We start from the raw sequence: 20,051 nt of genomic DNA, 5'->3' as shown, positions 1-20,051 counted from the left end.
GGGGCAAATTATGGAAGGTCTTGGTCATTCCGGCATCAGAACGCTGATCGTCATTCCTTGCCTCAATGAGGCAAAGACGATCGAGGGGCTGCTTGTCAAATTCACCAATGCAATGCAGGGGCGTCTCTTCCGTATCGTGGTTGCCGATGGCGGCAGCACGGATGGAACCCGCGATATCGTTTCCGCCTTTGCGGCGACGGATGACCGCGTCACACTTCTCGCCAATGCGAAGCGCATCCAGAGCGCTGGCATCAACCTTGCCGTTGCCACCTTCGGCGAGGATTTCGACTATCTCATCCGCATCGACGCCCATGGCGATTATCCCGATGACTATTGCCAGCGGCTGATCGAAGATGCGGAACGCACCGGCGCGGATTCTGTCGTCGTCGCCATGGACACCATCGGACACGGCCTGTTTCAGAAGGCGACAGCCGTCGCCCAGAATTCCAAGCTCGGCAATGGCGGTTCCAAGCACCGCGAGGGTGCCAAAGGCCACTGGATCGACCATGGCCATCACGCCTTGATGCGGATTGCCGCCTTCGACGCGGTCGGCGGTTATGACGAGAGCTTCAGCCACAATGAGGATGCCGAACTGGATTTCCGCCTGCGCAAATCCGGTTTCCGTATCTGGATGACCGACAAGACCCGCATGACCTATTATCCGCGCGCCAGCGTCATGCCGCTGTTCCGGCAATATCTCGCCTATGGCCGCGGCCGCGCGAAGAACCTCCTGAAGCATCGCTCAATCCCGAAAATCCGCCAGATGATCCCGCTCGCCGTCTTGCCGGTGTTCATCTTCGCGCTGCTATCGCTCGTGCATTGGGCGGCCCTTATCCCGCTCGGCCTCTGGATCGCCGCATGTTTGGGCTATGGCTTGTGGATGGCAATAGGTCAGAAAAACCCATACGGCCCGCTCGCCGCCTTTTCGGCGATGGTGATGCATCTGGCCTGGTCCACCGGCTTCTGGCTGGAACTCCTGAAATTCCGGGGAAGAAAGGCTGTCTCATGACTGACAACACCGTCACCCGCCCAGATGATTCGAAAACCGTCGATATCGGCATTTGCACCTACAGACGCCCGGCACTTATCGCCACACTTCTGTCACTCTTCGAGCTGGACGTGCCGGAAGGTGTGAAAGTTCGTCTTATCGTCGCCGATAATGACGAGGAGCCGAGCGCCAAGGCGAGCGTCGATCGCCTGCGCGAAACCGCCCCCTTCGAGATCACCTATGTCCATTGCCCGAAATCGAATATTTCGATTGCCCGCAATGCCTGCCTGTCGGAATGCAAGGCGGATTACCTCGCCTTCATTGATGATGACGAGACCGCCCCGCCGCACTGGCTATCCGCCCTTCTGGAAAAAGCCGGCGAGACCGGTGCGGAAGCGGTTCTCGGCCCCGTAGCGGCCGTTTACCGGGACAATGCGCCGGGATGGATGAAACGCGGCGATTTCCACTCGACCGTTCCGGTCTGGGTGAATGGCGAGATCATCACCGGCTATACCTGCAACACGCTGCTCAAGGTGGATGCGCCTTCGGTGAAGGGCCGGCGCTTCGCGCTGGCGCTCGGCCAGAGCGGTGGCGAAGACACCCATTTCTTCTCGCATCTTCACGCCGCCGGCGGGCGTATTGTCTTTGCGGAAGATGCCATGCTGTCCGAACCCGTGCCGGAAAATCGTGCAAGCTTCCTATGGCTTGCCAAACGCCGCTTCCGCTCCGGCCAGACCCACGGCCGCGTGCTGGCGGACAGGAAACCCGGTATACGCCGCGTGGGGCAGGTGCTGAAGGCAGGTTCGAAAGTGCTTTATTGCGCGCTCTTCGCCGCCTTGAACGGTTTCAACGCCGTGCGCCGCAATCGTTATGCGCTGCGTGGCGCACTGCATATGGGCTCGATGAGCGGCGCTTTCGGCGTGCGCGAAATCCGCCAGTATGGCGCGGTGGAGGCGACCTGATGGAAAACCTTGCCTCACCGCCCGATATCAGCTTCATCATCGCCGCCTATAATGCGGCCGATACAATCGAAGCCGCCATCCACAGCGCGCTCGACCAGCAGGGTGTGACGCTGGAAGTGATCGTCGTCGACGACCGTTCCGCCGATGACACTATCCCATTCGTTGAGGCAATTGCCGCCATCGACCCACGTGTGCGCCTGCTTGCGCTGGAAGAAAACCGCGGTCCGGGTGGTGCACGCAATGCCGGCATCGAGGCCGCAACGGGACGCTGGATCGCCGTGCTCGATTCCGACGACGTCATCCGTCCGCAGCGTTCCGCCTGCATGATGTGCCGGGCGGAGGCCGCGAATGCTGAGATCGCTGTCGATAATCTCGATGTCGTCTATACCGACGGCAGACCGATGGAGACGATGTTTCCGGAAGAGTTTCTGGAGGAACGCTCTGCCCTCACGCTCGAGGACTTCATTTCCTCCAACATCCTGTTCCGTTCCACCTTCAATTTCGGCTACATGAAACCGATGTTCCGGCGCGATTTCCTCAATAGCGAGGCTCTGCGCTTCCGCGAGGATATACGCATCGGCGAGGATTATATCCTGCTCGCCTCGGCGCTCGCCGCCGGCGGCCTCTGTGTCATCGAACCGAAGCCGGGCTATATCTACAATATCCGCGAAGGCTCGATTTCGCGTGTGCTCGAACTTCATCACGTCGAAGCGATGATGCGGGCGGATCAGGAGTTCCTCAGCCATTACACTTTGCTGCCGGCAGCCATGGATGCGCAGCAGGCGAGAAGCCGCAGCCTGCGGCTGGCGCATAATTTTCTGACATTGGTGGAAAACATCAAGAGCCGCTCGGTACTCGGCGCCTTGAAGACCACGATAAGGGATCCTGCCGTGCTGGGGCATTTGCGAATGCCGATTGCAGTGCGGCTGAGGAGGTTGCGGGACGCCATGTTTGCGCCCGCGGCGAATACAGGGGTGAAAAGACAGATTTCGTAAAATTGACGCGTGGACGAAATCTGCGCGGGGACTGGGGACAGATCAAACCTTGATGAAGGAGAACGCGATGGACCTGAACAAAACTGTCAGAAAAGCCGTCATTCCCGTAGCTGGCAACGGCACACGGTTTCTACCCGCCACCAAGGCGATGCCGAAGGAAATGCTGACGATCGTGGATCGTCCCGTCGTGCAATATGCCGTCGATGAGGCCATGCAGGCTGGCATCGAACACATTATTTTCGTGACGAGCCGCAACAAGACCGCCATCGAAGACTATTTCGACAGCGCGCCGGAACTCATCAATACGCTGACCCGCTCCGGCAAGACCGTGCAGGTGCTGCAGCTGGAAAAGATGCTGCCGGTTGCCGGCACCGTCAGCTATACGCGTCAGCAGGTGCCGCTCGGTCTCGGCCACGCCGTCTGGTGCGCGCGCGAGCTGGTAGGCAAGGAGCCTTTCGCCCTGCTTCTGCCGGACATGGTTTCTTACGGCGCACGCGGCTGTATCGCCGGGCTGATGGAGCTTTACGATGAAGTCGGCGGCAATATTCTCGGCGTCGAGGAATGCCTGCCTGAAGAAGTCTCGTCCTATGGCGTCGTTGGCGTCGGCCAGAAGGTCAATCACGGCTTCGCCGTCACCGAAATGGTTGAAAAGCCGGAACCATCCAAGGCGCCTTCGAATTATTACCTGAATGGCCGTTACATCCTGCAGCCGGAAATCTTCGATATTCTCGCCAAGCAGGAGCGCGGCGCGGGCAATGAAATCCAGCTGACCGACGGCATGAAGCGGCTCGCCGAGAAGCAGCCGTTCCACGCGCAGAAATATTCGGGCCGCACCTTTGATTGCGGCAGCAAGCAGGGCTTCATTGCCGCCAACGTCGCCTTCTCGCTGATGCGGGCGGATATGGAAGCACAGGTTCTCGCTTCGGTGAAGGAACTGGTGGCGAACCACGAAAGCCGCGTCCAGGCGGCCTGACTTTCATCGCGCCGCCGGGGAGGCGGCCGGCGCACCAATAACGGGAGGCGGGAAGGCGAGTTTGCTCGGCTTCCCGCGTACCATTTTTAGTTCACAAGGTAGGTCCATGCACCACAAGACCTTTAAATCCAATATCGGTTTTCCGGAATCCGGCAAGGATTCCGACACGTTCATCGACCTCGACCGCCTGTGGGCCGCCGTGGTGCGCCGCGCCAATGTCATTGCCGCCTCCGTCATCGCCGCCGTGGTTCTGGCCGGCCTCTATCTGGTGCTAGCGACCCCCGTTTACACCGCGATGACGCAGGTGCTCCTGGATGAAAGCCTTTCCCGCTATGCGGAAGAGGAATCACCGGTGCCCGCAGCCCAGATCGTCGACAACCGCATCGCCAGCGCCGTGGAAATTCTGAAATCCAAGGAAATGGCGCTGACAGTAGTCGACAAGGCCAAGCTCGATGAGAACGACACCATCGTCAATCCGCCGATGTCGCCGGTCCAGCTCGTCAAATCCTCCGTGCGCGGCATTCTCGATCTCGTCCTGCCGGGCGATCCGCCGGTTTCCGAGGCCGCAATCCGCGCCGGACGCCGCGAGAAGGCCGCCGCGGTGCTTCAGCAGTCGCTGACGGTCGAACGTGTCGGCCGCAGCTCGGTCATCGCCATCTCCACCCGCTCGACCGACCGCCAGCTTGCAGCGCAGATCGCCAAGACCTATGCGCAGGCCTATCTTACCGAACAGCTGAACGCCAATTTCGACGCCAGCGAGCGCGCTTCGGTATGGTTGCAGGAACGCATGACCGACCTCAACCAGCGCGCCCAGGCCGCTGAACTGGCGGTGCAGAAATTCAAGTCGGACAACAACATCGTCTCCTCGCGCGGCGAACTGATGTCGGAAAGCCAGCTTGCCGACCTCAACGGCCAGCTGATTGCCGCGCAGGCGGATGCCGCGACGGCCTCCGCCCGTTACAACCAGTATAAGTCGATCATCGACCGTGGACCGGAAACGGCGGTCGATAACGCCGTTGTCTCGGCCCGCGATACCGACAATTCGGTCATTCAGGATCTGCGAAAGCGCTACATCACCATCTCCGACCGGCAGCGGGGTATCATCCAGCAATTCGGCGCCGACCATCCGCAGGCGACCGCGCTTGAGGCCGAGAAGAAAGAAGTATCGCAGCAGATCTTCCAGGAATTGCAGCAGCTCACCGGCAGCTTCAAGAACGAATATGACGTCGCCAATTCCCGCGTGCAGTCGTTGCGCGACAATATCGACCGGGTGGCGGGCCGCAATTCGCAAGCCAATATCACCATGGTCCAGCTGCGCGAACTCGAGCAGCGGGCAACCGCTCTGCGCACCCTCTACCAGTCCTATCTCGGTCGCTTCGAGGAGGCTTCCCAGAAGCAGTCGCTGCCCATCGCCAAGGCGCGCATCATTTCCGAAGCGGGCCTGCCGACTTCGCCTTCCAGCCCGAAAAAGACCATGACCATGGCGCTTTCGGTCGTTCTCGGCCTGATGCTGGGCGGCGGCATTGCAGCGCTTCTCGAATTCCGGGATCGCTTTTTCCACACCGGCAACGATGTACGCGACAATCTGCGCATGCGCTTTCTCGGTTACCTTCCCTTTATCGGGGAAAGGGGCGTGGAAAACGCCAAGACCGGCGACAGCGCCGCCACCCCCGGCGGCGAGAACGCCACGCTTGATGACAGCGGCCAGGTCTCGTTCCAGAAGATGCTGCGCCTTGCCGTCGATAGCCCGCGTTCCAGCTTTGCGGAAACGCTCCGCAATGTGAAGCTGACGGCGGACGTCGTCATTCAGGAGCGGCCCTGCCGGGTCATCGGCGTCATTTCCTGCCTGCCGAACGAGGGCAAGTCTGTCGTGGCGCTCAATCTCGCCGGGCTGATCGCCTCCACCGGCAAACGAACGCTTGTCGTGGATGCGGATATCCGCAATCCCGGCCTCAGCCGCATGCTGACCACACGGCAATCCGCCGGTCTGGTGGAAGTGGTGCTCGATGAAATCCCGTGGACGCAGGCGGTGAAGGTGGATACGCGCACGAAAATGGGCATCCTGCCGGTTTCCACCAGCAACCAGTTCGCCCATTCGAGCGAGCTGCTCTCCTCCCCCGGCATGCGCAAATTCATCGAATCTGCCCGGGAGGCCTGCGATTATATCATCGTCGACCTCGCGCCTGTCGTTCCCGTCATCGACGCCAAGGCCTTTGCGCCGCAGGTAGACGGTTTCGTCTTCGTGACCGAATGGGGCAAGACACCGATCCAGATGGTGCAGAACCTGATGGCCAACGAACCGCAGATCGCCAACAAGACGCTCGGCATCGTGCTCAACAAGACCGACATGACGGAATTGCAGCGTTATGCCGGCCCCGGCGGTTCGGAGCATTATCACGAGAAATTCGCGGCCTATTACGGCGATGCAAAGCCGCCGGTGAAGGAAGACGCGTAATGGTGAAACGGTCCGGTGAAAACCGGGCCGTTTCATTCCGTTGACGATTCGAACGACTAACCCATGGTATTGTCAGCCGAAATTGCGCATTGATGGCGCGAAGCTAAAATCGCAAGCAGGATCAGTCTCATGCCATCACCCATAGCCTTTGTTTCGCGGATGAATGCGGAAACGGAGACCGTCTGGAAGCAGGCGCTGCGCGCCGCCATGCCGGAAGAGAACATTCTTTCCTTTTCCGAACTGAGCGCGGAACAGAAAGACCAGGTGGATTTCGCCATCGTCGCCAATCCGGATCCTGCCGATATCGCGGCGCTTCCGGGCCTCAAATGGATCCACAGCCTGTGGGCGGGTGTCGAGCGGCTGGTGCTGGAACTGGGCGAAAAGGCTCCTCCCATCGTTCGGCTGAAAGATCCTGAGCTTTCGCGTGTGATGGCCGAAGCCGTGCTGGCATGGACCTATTATCTGCAACGCGATATGCCCGCCTATCGCGAAAACCAAAAAAAGGCGCTCTGGCAGGAGCTGGATTACCGCCACCCCGGCGAGATGACCATCGGTCTCCTCGGCCTCGGGGCGCTCGGCACGGCTGCGGCGGAGCGCCTCACCCATGCCGGGTTCAACGTCGCTGGCTGGAGCCGTTCGGCCAAGGCGGTCGATGGCGTGGAAACGCTGTCCGGCGATGACGGGCTGCAGGCATTGCTGGAAAAGAGCGACATTCTCGTCTGCCTCGTGCCGCTTACCGATGCGACGCGCGGTCTTTTGAACGCCGAGCGTCTCGCCGCAATGAAGCAGGGCGGGGCACTCATCAATTTCGCCCGCGGCGCAGTGATAGTCGCAGATGACCTGATTGCAGCGCTCGATTCCGGCAGGCTTTCGCACGCCGTTCTCGATGTCTTCGAGCAGGAGCCCTTGCCCGCTGCTTCCGCCTTCTGGCAACACCCCAAAGTGACCGTCCTGCCGCATATTTCCGCGCCGACAAGCCGGGAAAGTTCGGCCCGCATCGTGGCCGGCAATGTGCGCACATGGCGCGAGACCGGCGGGCTGCCGGAAACGGTCGACATGGCCCGCGGTTATTGAGCCGGCAAAGCGGCGACCAGCCTATTGCGTCGCCGCGCTCTTTGCCGTGTGGGCCTGTTTGACGGCCGCGACAATCTGCTGTTCGTCATAGGGCTTGGTCAGGAGAACCGCGCTTGCCGGCGCTCCTTCCGGCAAATGGCTATCCCCCGTCGCAAAAACAATGGCAAGCCCTGGCTTTCGGCGCAGGGCCTCCACCGCCAGTTCGCCGCCCTTCATGTCCGGCAGGCCGATATCGGTGACGAGAACGTCGACCTGATCCGCTTCAATAACCTTTAGCGCCTGCGCCGCATCTCCGGCCTCGACGACGGCAAAGCCGCTCTCTGACAGCATCTCCATCGAATTCATCCGTATCAGCTCGTCATCCTCGACCAGAAGAACGCGTATAGACCGGTTTTTATTTTCGACCGCCCTGACCGGCTCGGAAGGTTTCGAAGAATCCGGCGCAGACGTCGGCTGCGCTCTCGACAACGACACCTGTTTGCGGTTGGCGATGACGTGGCGAATGCGCCGCGCCAGCGCTTCCCGCGTATAGGGTTTGGAGAGAAGCTCCACCCCGGCATCCAGCTTGCCGCCGTGCACGATGGAATTTTCCGTATAACCCGAGGTGAAGAGAACGGCGAGATTGGGCAGCCGTTCCTGCGCGCGGCGCGCCATTTCCCGGCTTTTCAACGGTCCGGGCATTACCACGTCGGTGAAGATGACATCGATTGGAATGCCGCTTTCCACCACGGTCAAACCGGCCTGCGCATCACGGGCGGTGAGCACGCGGTAGCCGAGATCGCCCAATGTTTCGACAACGGTGTTGCGCACTTCCTCGTCATCTTCCACCACAAGAATTGTTTCGGTTCCGCCCTCCACGGGACCGTTCGGCGTCACAACTTCCCTGTCCTCATCGGCGGCGGAGCGGGGCAGATACATCTTCACCGTCGTGCCCTGCCCCACCTCGCTATAGATGTTGACATGGCCGCTGGACTGCTTCGCAAAACCATAAACCATCGAAAGCCCCAGCCCGGTGCCCTTGCCTTCCGGTTTGGTCGAAAAGAACGGCTCGAAGACCTTTTCGAGAATCTCCGGCGACATGCCCGACCCCGTATCGGTGACCGCGAGCATCACATATTGCCCCGCCGAGACTTCCGAGTGCTTGCGGGCATAATCGCGGTCGAGAACCGCATTTCCGACCTCAATGGTCAGCTTGCCCTGCCCTTCCATGGCGTCGCGCGCATTGATGGCCAGATTGAGAAGAGCGTTCTCCACCTGGTTGGGGTCGGCATAGGTGTTCCACAGACCGCCCGAGGTGATGACTTCCACCTCGATCGCCTCGCCAAGCGAGCGGCGAAGCAGATCGTCCATGCCGGTCACGAAACGGGCAATATTGATGACACGCGGCTCCAATGCCTGCCTGCGGCCGAAGGCCAGAAGCTGGCTGGCCAGTTTTGCGCCGCGATGGACACCGGCAAGCGCATTTTCCAGCCGCCGCTCCGCACGTTCATTGCCGATCACATCCTTGGAGAGCAATTGCAGATTGCCGGCGATCACTTGAAGAAGATTATTGAAATCATGCGCCACACCGCCGGTGAGTTGGCCGATGGACTCCATCTTCTGCGCCTGCTGCAATGCCTTTTCGGCCTGGCGGCGCTCCGCTATTTCCGCCTCGACACGCGCCTCTAGGCTTTCGTTCAATTGGCGAAGCTGCTCTTCCGCACGGATGCGGTGGCGAATTTCACGCTCGAGATTGCTCGCATGTTCCTTGAGGGTATTTTCGGCCCGCCGCTGTTCGGTGACATCCGTATGGACGCCGACCCATTCGGCGATCGCACCGGCCTTGTCGAAAATCGGCACGCCACGGATCGCAAACGTGCGGTAGACGCCGTCGTGGCGGCGCACCCTATGCTCCCAGATATAGGTCGACTTTTCGGCGACCGCTTTGTTCCAGCTGTCGACAGACCCCTGCCTGTCCTCGGGATGGACCGCGTCCGCCCAGCCAAAACCCCGATACTCTTCTGGAGTCTGGCCCGTCAAAGCGCTCCAGGCGGGTTGCTCACCCAGCATCTTTCCTTCGGCGCTATTGGTCCACAGCACACCGTGAACGGCGTCCACCGCGGCGCGGAAGCGATTGTTGCTGATGAGGATTTCCCGCTCCGAGCGCTTGCGATCCTCGATATCGATGATCAGCACATAAATGCCGTCGATGGAGCCGTCGGCGATGTAACGTGGAACATAACGGATTTCGGCGGCGCGCGCCGTGCCGTCGGGTCTGCTGATCACGGTATCCGAAACGATCTTCTCGCCGCTAAGTGCGCGGTCGAGATAGGCCCTGCGGGCCTCGAAAAAAGCCTCGCCGACGATTTCGGGAACGCTGCGGCCTATCACCTCGTCGGCGCGGCGGCCAAACCATTCCAGATAGCCGTCATTGGCGAATTTATAAACATAATCACGGTCGACATATCCGACCAGAATGGGCAGGGCATTGGTAAGCCGGCTCAGCTCCTTGCGGCTCTGCTCCAGCGCCTCCAGGGCCTTCACCTTGTCGGTATTTTCAAGCACGGTGCATAAAACGCCGTCCACCGTGCCGCCTTCATTGTAGATCGGCGTGTAGAACAGATCGAAGATCACCTCTTCCGGCACGCCATGCCGCTTCAGCGTCATCGGCTGGTCGCGATAGGCCATGACCTCGCCGCGAAAACCGGCTTCTAGAATGCGGCTGTTCCAGTCCCATATTTCCGGCCAGATGCCGGGCACGGTTCCCCCCAGCGCCTGCGGGTGATAATTGCCGGCGATCTCCGCATAGCCGTCATTATAGATCATCACATGATCCCTGCCCCACATCAGCACCTGCGGAATAGGGGAATTGACGACGGAGTTGGCTTTTTGCCTCAGATTTTGCGGCCAGTCGCAAATAGGACCGAGCGATGTCTTCGACCAGTCGAAGCGGCGCACAAGCTCACCCGTTTCACCGCCGCCGATCGGCCATACCGGGGCAGCACGAAGATTGGTCATTCAACATCACCACAAATCGAGAGGAAATCTCCCGTAATATATGACGAGAGAAAAGTCCACGAAAACAGAAACTTCCGCTGATTGTTCCAGAAGTTTTTTCAAAAAATCGAAAAAGTTCCACAGTGCCGGAAATTTCCTGTCGCATCCGCTAAAGAGCATGAAAATTCAGGGCCTTCGCACCGGAAAATTTACTCATACCCCCCCGGGGAAAGCGGGTAGTCTGAGAATTGGCATCCTCAATACGCCAGAAATTGCCGCAAACGGAATGGCCACAAAGAAATTATTAAGCCTCAATAAGAGTGCTGGCGGTCGCGGTGTCGTCAGCACCCGGGTCTTCGCCACACCGCGACCAGAGGGAACAAAAATGAAAATACTTTTGGGTGCCACAATTCTTTCAGCCGGCTTCGCCTTTTCAGGCGGCGCAGCCTATGCCGCCGACTGCGGAAACGTGACGATTGCCAGCATGAACTGGCAATCCGCCGAAGTCGCCGCCAGCCTCGATAAATTCATTCTTGACAACGGCTATGGTTGTTCCGCCGAAATCGTGACAGGCGACACTGTGCCGACATTGACCTCCATGGCCGAAAAAGGCCAGCCGGATATCGCCCCGGAAGCCTGGGTCAGCCTGCAGCCGGAAATCGTCAAGCGCGGCCTGGAAGGCGGCAAGGTCGTCGCAGCTGCCAAGATCCTTTCGGACGGCGCGGTCCAGGGCTGGTGGATTCCGAAATATGTCGCCGACGCCAATCCGGATCTCAAGACCATTCCCGACCTCTTCAAGCACCCTGAACTGTTCCCCGCGCCGGAAGACAAGTCCAAGGGCGCCGTGTTCAACGGTCCGCAGGGTTGGGGCGGCACGGTTGTCACCGCACAGCTTTTCAAGGCTTTCGGTGGTGAAAAAGCCGGTTTCACCCTCGTCGACACCGGCTCGGCCGCAGGTCTCGATGGCTCCATCGCCAAGGCGTATGAAGCCAAGCAGCCATGGGTCGGTTATTATTGGGCTCCCACTTCGCTGCTCGGCAAATACGAGATGGTGAAGCTCGGCTTCGGCACCGACTATGATGCCGCCGAATGGAAGCGCTGCACCTCGGTTGCCGATTGCGCCGACCCGAAGCCGAACGCATGGCAGGTGGATGACGTACAGACACTTGTCAGCAAGGACTTTGCCGACCGCGCCGGCCCAGCCATGGACTATCTGAACAAGCGCGCCTGGACCAACGACACCGTCAACAAGCTGATCGCCTGGATGACCGACAACCAGGCGACCGGTGAAGACGGTGCCAAGCACTTCCTGAAGGAAAACGAAGCACTGTGGACAGGCTGGGTATCTCCCGATGTCGCGGAAAAGGTCAAGGCCGCCCTTTAAAAGCTGGTTCCTGCATATCTGCCTGGGAAACGGCGTCCGCCAGCGGCGACGCCGCACCCGCATCGGCTCTGGAACGCCTTCCGGCTTTCCGGTGACGATGCGTTGGCTCAACAGAGCGTTCCGCCCTTTCGTTCTGATGGACGCGCGGCGCTCTTGCGATTTTACTCCCGGAGCGCGGAGGATATCGATCCCCGCCTCCGGTTCGTCATGGAGAACAGGATATGGAATGGCTTTTCAAATTTCCGACCATGAATGACGATGCTCTGCGCGCGCTGAAAAAAATCATCGACGAAGGTTTCCGGGGCTTCACCCGAACCTATGGCGGCGCGATAGAGGGGCTCTTCACTCCCCTCCAGAGCTTTCTCATCTGGGCGGAAAGGCTTTTGATCGGAACCCCCTGGCCGATCGTTATTCTTATTGTCGGCGTGCTTGCCTGGTTCGGCAGCCGCAGCGCCACCATTGTTTCGCTGTGTTGCGGCATTCTTTTCGCCATCGGCTGGTTCGGCATGTGGGAAGACACGATGAAGACGGTCTCGATGATCTTCGTCTGCGCCGTGCTGTCCATCATTGTCGGCCTGCCGATCGGTATCGCCATGGCGCGCTCCAACCGCCTGCAGAGCGTGGTCAATCCCATTCTCGACGTCATGCAGACGATGCCGAGTTTCGTCTATCTCATTCCCGTCGTCATGCTGCTCGGCATCGGCCGCGTGCCCGGCGTCATAGCCGTTGTTATCTACGCCATTCCGCCGATGATCCGGCTCACCAATCTCGGCATCCGCATGGTCGACAGCGATGTGCTGGAAGCAGCGGACGCCTTCGGTTCTTCGAAGCGCCAGAAGCTTTTCAAGGTGCAGCTGCCGCTCGCACTGCCCACCATCATGGCCGGCATCAACCAGACCATCATGATGGCGCTCGCCATGGTCGTCATTGCCTCCATGATCGGCGTGCAGGGTCTTGGCCAGCCGGTGCTGAAGGCAATCGCCAACCAGTATTTCACGCTCGGCGTGTTCAACGGGCTTGCCATTGTCGGCATCGCCATCATCTTCGACCGCATCAGCCAGGCCTATGGCCTTCGCCTGCAAAAACACCGGGAAGTGGCGCATGGCTAGTCAATCGATCGAAATTCGCAGCCTTTACAAGATTTTCGGGCCCAAGGCGGCCGACTATGTCGAACCCGTCAAGGCCGGCATGTCCAAGGCGGACCTCAACGCCAAACATGGTCATGTGCTCGGCCTGCGCGATATCAACATCACCATGCCGGGCGGACAGATCACCGTCATCATGGGCCTTTCCGGCTCGGGCAAGTCGACATTGATCCGCCACGTCAACCGGCTGATCGACCCGACCGCCGGTGAAATCCTCTATGGCGGCACCGATGTCTGTCGCCTCAACGAAGCGGACCTTCTGGAGTTTCGTCGCCACAAGACGGCGATGGTGTTCCAGAAATTCGGGCTGCTCCCACACCGCAACGTGCTGCAGAATGTCGTCTACGGTCTCGAGGTGCAGGGCGTCGACAAGCGCGAGCGGGAGGAAAGGGCGGAAGTCTGGATCAGGCGCGTGGGGCTGGAAGGCTTCTCCAGCCATTATCCGAACCAGCTTTCGGGCGGCATGCAGCAGCGTGTGGGCCTTGCGCGCGCGTTGACCAACAATGCCGAAATCCTTTTGATGGACGAAGCCTATTCGGCACTCGATCCATTGATCCGCGTCGACATGCAGACGGTGCTGCTGGAATTGCAGAAGGAACTGAAAAAGACCGTCGTCTTCATCACCCACGATCTCGACGAGGCGCTGCGGCTTGGAGACAAGATCGCCATCCTGCGCGACGGCGAGATCATTCAGCAGGGCACCGCCGCCGAAATCGTCATGTCGCCTGCCGACAGTTATATCGAGGCCTTCGTGGAGGAGGTCAATCGCGGCCGGGTCATCCGCCTCGGCGCCGTCGTCCAGCCGGAATTTTCCGGCCAGTCGCGGCTTCAGCTCGACGCGGACATGACGGTCGAAGAGGGTCTGCGTGCGCTCGTCCGGGAAAATGTCAGCAGCGCCACGGTCGTCGGTGAAGACGGCAAGGCGCTCGGCGCCGTCACCACCGACGCCATCATGCGCTGCCTCGTCAGAACCGCTTCCGGCGAAGATGCAGGCATGGCGGAACGGCTGTCAGGCTAAGTTTCGAGCCACGCGGCCATGCCCTTTGCAGCGGCCTTGCCGGTGGCGAAACAGGCGGTCAAGAGATAACCGCCGGTCGGCGCTTCCCAGTCCAGCATTTCCCCGGCAGCAAATATGCCGGGGAGCATTTCCAGCATGTAGTTCCCATCGAGACCGTTCCACGCCACGCCGCCGGCCGATGAAATCGCCTCGGCAATCGGTCTCGGCCGCAAGAGCGGTATTTCGGCATGTTTTATTCTCGCGGCGACGAACTCATCCGGCATGGCGGCGATGTCGGGAAAAATTTCCCGCAGAAGCCCGACTTTCACCGCCGATAAGCCGGCCGTCTTGCGCATGCGGTTTGCAAAACTCTCCTTCCGCCCGAGCTTCGCCAGATCGCGGATGAGGCGTTCCACCGTACGTCCGGGCGCAAGATCGGTTGCGAGGGACACTTTGCCCGCCTCTTCCAGCCGGTCGCGCAGCGCAGCGGAATGGGCGTAGATAACGCTGCCCTCAATACCATGCTTCGTGATGACGAATTCGCCCTGAAAGGCCCCTGCCGGCGAAATGGTGATCGTGGATTTCACCGCTTCACCCGCAAAACGCGTGCGGAAGACATCGCTCCAGTCGACGTCAAAACCGCAATTGGAGGGGCGGAACGGGGAAAGCGCCACGCCTTTCTCCGCCAGCGCCGGAACCCATGCCGCATCGGAGCCGAGACGCGGCCAGCTTGCGCCGCCGAGCGCCAGAAGAACGGCATCGGCCTTGATGGTGATCTCGCCCTCCGGTGTCGCGAAAACCAGGTGCTTGCCGGAAAAACCCGTCCAGCGATGCCGCGTCCTGATCGTCACCCCCTGCGCCTCCAGCCGGGCGAGCCATGCCCGCAGCAGCGGCGAGGCCTTCATGACGGTCGGAAACACCCGGCCCGAAGTGCCAACGAAAGTTTCCTGCCCCAGCCCCTGCGCCCAGTCGCGCAGCCTATCCGGCGTAAAATCATCGAGAGCGGCACGCAGCCTCGGTTCCGCATCGCCGAACCGGTGACAAAAGCTGTCGTAGTCTTCGGCATGGGTGATGTTGAGGCCGGATTTTCCGGCCATCAGCAATTTACGCGCCACGGTCGGCATCGCCTCGAACACCGTCACGGCATGGCCTGCGGCCGAAAGCATCTCGGCCGCCATCAGCCCCGCCGGTCCGCCGCCGATAATCGCGACCTGCCTCGCCTTTGCCAAAACCCTCTCCATCGCCATCTTCGCCATTCCGAGCCTTATACCGATTTCCGCATGCGAATATATGCGATATTGAAACGCCCATGTTCACGCTCGACCGACCCGTCACCTTTTCGCAGGATATCAAGAAAAGCCGCTTCATCGCCTTTGCCGCGCCGGTGACGGGTGAAGAGGATGCGAAGAACTTTCTTGCGGCGCATTCCGATCCGGATGCGAACCATAATTGCTGGGCATGGCGAAGCGGCCAGGCCTATCGTTTCAGCGATGACGGCGAACCCTCGGGAACGGCCGGAAAACCGATCCTTCAGGCCATCGACGGCCAGACACTCGATAATGTCGCCGTTCTCGTCATCCGCTGGTTCGGCGGCATTCTCCTGGGCAGCGGCGGCCTGATGCGCGCTTATGGCGGCACCGCGGCTGCCTGCCTGCGACTTGGCGAGACGTCACCGGTCATCGCCTATGTCATTGCGACGCTCAGCTGCCCTTTCTCCGATCTGGCGCTGGTGAAATCGCGCCTCTCCGCCACACCGAACCTGCGTCTGGAAAGGGAAGATTTTACCGGCGCCGGCGCGGATATGCTGCTCTCGGTTCCGGCCGAGGAAGCCGAACGGCTTACCCGTCTTCTCAGCGACCTGACCAGCGGGCGGGTCAATCTCCATATTCCCGACTAAAGTTTTCGCTTTTCTTCGAATCGCGAAAACACTCTAACTCTTTGTTTTGGCGCATTTCCGGACGGAAAACCGGGTTCCACTTTTCCTGGGAATGCTCTCGCGCCTGTCCGAATGCGCAATTCGTGCTAAGGAAGCGACATGTCATCCAAGCTTTCCAACCCCGTCTATCATCCGCCGCTCGACCCCTGGCTCACCATCGTGCACCGCGACGACGATCTTCTGGTGCTCGACAAGCCAAGCGGGCTTCTCTCCGTGCCGGGGCGCGATCCGGCGCTTTCGGACAGCCTGATGTCGCGTGTGCAGAAACAGTTCCCGAAAGCGCTGATGATCAACCGGCTCGACAAGGACACATCGGGTATCGTGCTGATGTCCCTGAACCGCAAGGCGCATGCGGCGATTGCGTCGCAGTTCGAAAACCGTGAGACGCGCAAATCCTATGTGGCCATTGTCTGGGGAGATGTCGCGGGCGAAGAGGGCGAGGTGGATTTGCCGCTGGCCATCGATCCCGAAAACAAGCCCCGTCACCGGGTCGACCAAGAAAACGGCAAACCGGCGCAGAGCCTTTGGCGGGTGCTGGAGCGACTGCCGCTTCCCGCAACCAGACTGGCGCTGACCCCGCTTACCGGCCGCACCCACCAATTGCGGGTGCATATGAAGGCGCTCGGCCATCCGATCCTCGGTGACGAATTTTACGCCGAAGGCGAAGCGCTCGCCGCCGCGCCGCGCCTGATGCTGCATGCGCAGGAGGTCGGGTTCCGCCATCCCGATGGCCGTGACGTCACCTATACCGTACCCTGCCCGTTCTGAGGTCCAGATGAAGGAACAAAACGAAAGCTTCGTGGTGGATTTTGTCGGCGGCGCGGTCGGGCACCGTTTCCGCTCCGGCGAAGGGCGCGGGCAGGCCCTGCCGAAAGCCGCCGGTTTCACCAAAGGCCGCATGCCAAAAATCGTCGATGCCACGGCCGGGCTCGGGCGGGATGCCTTTCTGCTTGCCTCACTCGGCGCGGAAGTGACCCTCATCGAACGCTCGCCGGACATGCATGCTCACCTCGCCGATGGCATTCGCCGCGCGCTGGAGGCGGGCGGCGCCTATGCCGAGGCGGCGGCGCGCATGACGCTGCTTCACGGAGATTCACGCCAGTTGCTGAAAGAGCTTTCACCGGAGGTGGTGATCGTCGACCCCATGCATCCGCCGCGCCACAACACGGCGTTGGTGAAAAAGGAGATGCGGGTGCTGAGGGAACTGGTTGGCTCCGACCCGGACCAGGTGGAGCTGATGGAGGTTGCACTGGAGAATGCAACGAAGCGGGTGGTTCTGAAATGGCCGCTCCGCGCCGATCCGATGCCGGGCATTCGCAAGCCTTCGCATCAGATAACGGGCAAGAACACCCGCTATGATGTCTTCATGATCTTCGGAAAATCTATCGACCGGCAAGAATGATCAGCGAAAGCTCGGCTTGCGCTGCGCATTCATCAGAAGCTCGTGCCGCGAAGCAAATTCGCCGAACAGCTTTCTGAGCCGAGTTTCCTCGGCCTTGTCCAGCCGGTAACGCCGGCAGAATTCCGCGACGTTGAGGATCGGCTTGGCTCTGTTCCCGTCTACGGTCTTGTTGTCGATGATCTGCATGGCACCCTCCGTGTAACAAAGAGGAAAACGTGACCGCAGGCCGGCGGTTCCTTATGAATTCGCATGGATGAGAAAAGAGCGTGCCGTCTGCACACGCAATGATCAAGTTTTCTTGAAACTATCGCAGGAAACGAAATGCTCCCCAAATGGTTCTCGACCAGACGTAAACGATGGAAGGGAGACCCATGTTCCACAACAACCGATTTCTGAGTTCGACGATCCTGTGCGCGCTGCTCACCATGCCGCTTGCCGGGATTGCGCAGGCCCAGGCCCCGGCTGCCGAAACGAAACGGCCGAACGCGCCGGATCAGAAACCGGCTTTTGAGGGGCAGACCCGCGCGCCGCAGGCCGCCGCGCAGCCAAGCGTTGAAAAAACCGTGATTGCTGACGCCCTGCCGCATCTCTGGTCGATGGAGTTTCTGCCAGATGGCCGCATGATCGTCGCGGCCAAGGAAGGCGCCATGCATATCGTCGCCGACGGCAAGGCCGGCCCGGCGATAGAAGGTGTGCCGGAGGTGGCGTCCGACGGACAGGGCGGACTTCTCGACATCGCGCTGGCTCCCGATTTCGAAACATCGCGCACGATCTTCTTCTCCTTCTCCGAACCGCGCGATGGCGGCAATGGCACGTCGGTAGCCTCGGCAAAACTGACCGAGGAAAGCGGCGCGGCAAAGCTGGACGATGTATCGGTTATTTTCCGTCAGATGCCGACCTACGACGGCGACAAGCATTTCGGCTCCCGCCTCGTTTTCGGGCCAAACGGCGAGCTTTATGTCACTGTCGGAGAACGTTCGGACGCAAAGCCTCGCGTGCAGGCGCAGGACCTGTCGAGCGGGCTTGGCAAGGTCTTCCGCATCGATACAAAGGGCAAGGCCTTTGAAGACAATCCCTTCGCCAGCCAACAGAACGCCCTGCCCGAAATCTGGAGCTATGGCCACCGCAACCTGCAGGCGGCAGCGCTGGACGGAGAAGGCAGGCTCTGGACCGTGGAACACGGCCCGCGCGGCGGCGATGAGCTGAACATGCCGAAAGCCGGCCTGAACTACGGCTGGCCGGTCATCACCTATGGCGTCGAATATAGCGGAAGGTCGGTTGGCGAAGGCGTTACCGCAAAAGAAGGCATGGAACAGCCGGTTTATTATTGGGACCCGGTCATCGGCCCCTCCGGCATGGCCTATTATGACGGCGACCAGATCCCCGAATGGAAGGGCGCTTTCATCGTCGGCGGTCTGGTAAGCCAGGGTCTCGTCATCCTGCATATCGATGGCGACAGGGTCGCGACCGAAAGCCGGTTGCCGCTGGAGGCGCGCATTCGCGACGTGAAGGTCGGGCCGGATGGCGCGATCTATGCCGTGACCGAAGAGCGCGGCGGCGGGAACTCACAGATTCTGCGGATCGCCAAGGCCGGCTGATTAAAAAGACCGGCTGAGAAAACTCACGATTGGAGCGACAGGCCGCCGGAACGAAGGCGGCCTGTTTTTCGTTTGCCGCAGCGTGAAACCTGCCGGGAAAAACAATGCCACAACCGCCAACCCGCCTTCTTGCCAAAATCGGACTTGCCTATGTCAACGATCAGGAGCCGGGCATTGCCCGGGAAAAACGCGGGCGCGGTTTCTGTTACCGCCTGCCGGGCGGCGAGCTTCTCTCCGACAGCGTCGAACTGAAGCGCATCAAAGCGCTCGGCGTGCCGCCCGCCTATAGGGACGTCTGGATATGCATCGACCCCGCCGGCCATCTGCAGGCTACGGGCTTCGATTCCCGGGGACGAAAACAATATCGCTATCATCCCGACTGGCACGCGTTCCGGGGCGAGACGAAATTTTTCCAGCTCAAAAGCTTCGGCAAGGCTCTGCCCGCCATCCGCCGCCGCGCCATCGCCGATATAGAAAAACAGGACCACGGGCAGGAAATGACGCTTGCAGCGCTCACACTGCTGCTCGATGCCGCCTATCTGCGCGTCGGCAACCGCTCCTATCTCGAAACCAACGGCACCTATGGCGCAACGACGCTGCTCAAGCGGCACGTCTCCTTCGGTGAAACTATCGAGTTGCGATTTGCCGCCAAGGGCGGGCAGAAGGTAAAACGGCAATTGCGCCACCCGCGCCTTCAGAAAATCCTCGAGGAGATCTCCGACCTGCCCGGCAAGGAACTCTTCGTCTGGCAGGATAGCGAAAACCGGGTGCATTCCGTCGATTCCAGCGACCTCAACGCCTATCTTTCGCGCATTGGCGGTCAGGGCATTTCGGCCAAGACCTTCCGTACCTGGGGCGGAACACTGGCAGCCTTCTGCAACGCGATGGAGCACGTCGCAGCGGGTGAGAAACCGAGCATAAAGGGCATGTGTCAGGCGGCCGCATCAGAGCTTTCCAACACGCCCGCCATCTGCCGCAAGAGCTATGTGCACCCGGCCGTCCTCGATATCGCCACAGAAGAAAAAGCGCAGAAAAAACTTGGCCGCATCTTGAAGGTCGGGGCAAAGCCCGTCTCCGGCCTCAGGGCGGATGAAAGACGGCTGCTGGCCTTCCTGCCTTAGAGCATTTCCAGTAAAAGTGCGTAGCGGTTTTACGTCCGGATAATG

General features: G+C 60.3%; 17 protein-coding genes. 14 read left to right on the top strand and 3 right to left on the bottom strand.

Annotated features, from left to right (window positions below):
• Positions 1 to 10 precede the first annotated feature (10 nt).
• The 6 genes from PL597_RS11330 (at position 11) to PL597_RS11305 (ending at position 7,447) form a co-directional block, all read left to right on the top strand.
• Positions 11 to 1,009: a glycosyltransferase family 2 protein gene (locus PL597_RS11330; RefSeq protein ID WP_077984777.1), complete on the top strand. Its 999-nt coding sequence runs from the start codon at positions 11 to 13 to the stop codon at positions 1,007 to 1,009.
• Complete coding sequence (locus tag PL597_RS11325; RefSeq protein ID WP_191218034.1) at positions 1,006 to 1,950, top strand: glycosyltransferase; 945 nt, start codon at positions 1,006 to 1,008, stop codon at positions 1,948 to 1,950. Before PL597_RS11330 ends, PL597_RS11325 begins: the two co-directional genes overlap by 4 nt.
• Positions 1,950 to 2,945 (top strand): glycosyltransferase family 2 protein, encoded by a 996-nt coding sequence (locus PL597_RS11320; protein ID WP_191218033.1) that lies wholly within the window; start codon positions 1,950 to 1,952, stop codon positions 2,943 to 2,945. The genes PL597_RS11325 and PL597_RS11320 overlap by 1 nt, the downstream gene beginning before the upstream one ends.
• A 67-nt stretch (positions 2,946 to 3,012) precedes the next feature.
• Complete coding sequence (locus PL597_RS11315) at positions 3,013 to 3,918, top strand: UTP--glucose-1-phosphate uridylyltransferase (protein WP_035223752.1); 906 nt, start codon at positions 3,013 to 3,015, stop codon at positions 3,916 to 3,918.
• 106 nt (positions 3,919 to 4,024) lie between these two features.
• Positions 4,025 to 6,373 (top strand): Wzz/FepE/Etk N-terminal domain-containing protein, encoded by a 2,349-nt coding sequence (locus PL597_RS11310; RefSeq protein WP_165691319.1) that lies wholly within the window; start codon positions 4,025 to 4,027, stop codon positions 6,371 to 6,373.
• Between the two features lie 129 nt (positions 6,374 to 6,502).
• On the top strand, positions 6,503 to 7,447 hold the full coding sequence (locus PL597_RS11305; protein ID WP_137412514.1) for a 2-hydroxyacid dehydrogenase: 945 nt from the start codon (positions 6,503 to 6,505) through the stop codon (positions 7,445 to 7,447).
• A gap of 21 nt (positions 7,448 to 7,468) precedes the next feature.
• Here the strand turns inward: PL597_RS11305 and PL597_RS11300 are convergent, their stop codons facing one another.
• On the bottom strand, positions 7,469 to 10,444 hold the full coding sequence (locus PL597_RS11300) for a PAS domain-containing protein (RefSeq protein ID WP_271365205.1): 2,976 nt from the start codon (positions 10,442 to 10,444) through the stop codon (positions 7,469 to 7,471).
• A gap of 364 nt (positions 10,445 to 10,808) precedes the next feature.
• Between PL597_RS11300 and PL597_RS11295 the strand changes: the two genes are divergently transcribed.
• The 3 genes from PL597_RS11295 (at position 10,809) to PL597_RS11285 (ending at position 13,970) form a co-directional block, all read left to right on the top strand.
• Positions 10,809 to 11,807, top strand: coding sequence for an ABC transporter substrate-binding protein (locus PL597_RS11295; RefSeq protein WP_269826957.1), 999 nt, complete (start codon positions 10,809 to 10,811; stop codon positions 11,805 to 11,807).
• Between the two features lie 221 nt (positions 11,808 to 12,028).
• A complete protein-coding gene (locus tag PL597_RS11290) occupies positions 12,029 to 12,916 on the top strand; it encodes an ABC transporter permease (protein ID WP_077984771.1) in 888 nt (295 codons plus the stop codon).
• Entirely contained in the window at positions 12,909 to 13,970 is a 1,062-nt protein-coding gene (locus PL597_RS11285) for a quaternary amine ABC transporter ATP-binding protein (RefSeq protein WP_137412516.1), read from the top strand. Before PL597_RS11290 ends, PL597_RS11285 begins: the two co-directional genes overlap by 8 nt.
• On the opposite strand, the gene PL597_RS11280 is transcribed toward PL597_RS11285, so the two are convergent.
• Entirely contained in the window at positions 13,967 to 15,205 is a 1,239-nt protein-coding gene (locus tag PL597_RS11280; protein WP_271365203.1) for a TIGR03862 family flavoprotein, read from the bottom strand. The genes PL597_RS11285 and PL597_RS11280 overlap by 4 nt on opposite strands.
• A 53-nt stretch (positions 15,206 to 15,258) precedes the next feature.
• Here PL597_RS11280 and PL597_RS11275 point away from each other — a divergent pair, with 53 nt between their 5' ends.
• The 3 genes from PL597_RS11275 (at position 15,259) to PL597_RS11265 (ending at position 17,287) form a co-directional block, all read left to right on the top strand.
• A complete protein-coding gene (locus tag PL597_RS11275) occupies positions 15,259 to 15,846 on the top strand; it encodes an IMPACT family protein (RefSeq protein WP_137412518.1) in 588 nt (195 codons plus the stop codon).
• 138 nt (positions 15,847 to 15,984) lie between these two features.
• Positions 15,985 to 16,653, top strand: a complete 669-nt coding sequence (locus tag PL597_RS11270) for a pseudouridine synthase (RefSeq protein ID WP_191218029.1) — start codon at positions 15,985 to 15,987, stop codon at positions 16,651 to 16,653.
• A gap of 7 nt (positions 16,654 to 16,660) precedes the next feature.
• Positions 16,661 to 17,287 (top strand): class I SAM-dependent methyltransferase, encoded by a 627-nt coding sequence (locus PL597_RS11265; RefSeq protein ID WP_077984767.1) that lies wholly within the window; start codon positions 16,661 to 16,663, stop codon positions 17,285 to 17,287.
• On the opposite strand, the gene PL597_RS11260 is transcribed toward PL597_RS11265, so the two are convergent.
• On the bottom strand, positions 17,288 to 17,473 hold the full coding sequence (locus tag PL597_RS11260; protein ID WP_077984766.1) for a hypothetical protein: 186 nt from the start codon (positions 17,471 to 17,473) through the stop codon (positions 17,288 to 17,290). It lies immediately after the preceding gene.
• A gap of 185 nt (positions 17,474 to 17,658) precedes the next feature.
• Between PL597_RS11260 and PL597_RS11255 the strand changes: the two genes are divergently transcribed.
• Positions 17,659 to 18,885, top strand: a complete 1,227-nt coding sequence (locus tag PL597_RS11255; protein ID WP_271365201.1) for a PQQ-dependent sugar dehydrogenase — start codon at positions 17,659 to 17,661, stop codon at positions 18,883 to 18,885.
• Between the two features lie 104 nt (positions 18,886 to 18,989).
• Positions 18,990 to 20,006 (top strand): DNA topoisomerase IB, encoded by a 1,017-nt coding sequence (locus tag PL597_RS11250; RefSeq protein WP_271365199.1) that lies wholly within the window; start codon positions 18,990 to 18,992, stop codon positions 20,004 to 20,006.
• The last annotated feature ends 45 nt before the right edge of the window (positions 20,007 to 20,051 follow it).

Source organism: Agrobacterium sp. ST15.13.013 (genome assembly GCF_027956525.1).
GTDB lineage: Bacteria > Pseudomonadota > Alphaproteobacteria > Rhizobiales > Rhizobiaceae > Agrobacterium > Agrobacterium salinitolerans.
The sequence above is the reverse complement of the archived record's forward strand: the minus strand, read 5'-3'. Positions and strand labels throughout refer to the sequence as shown.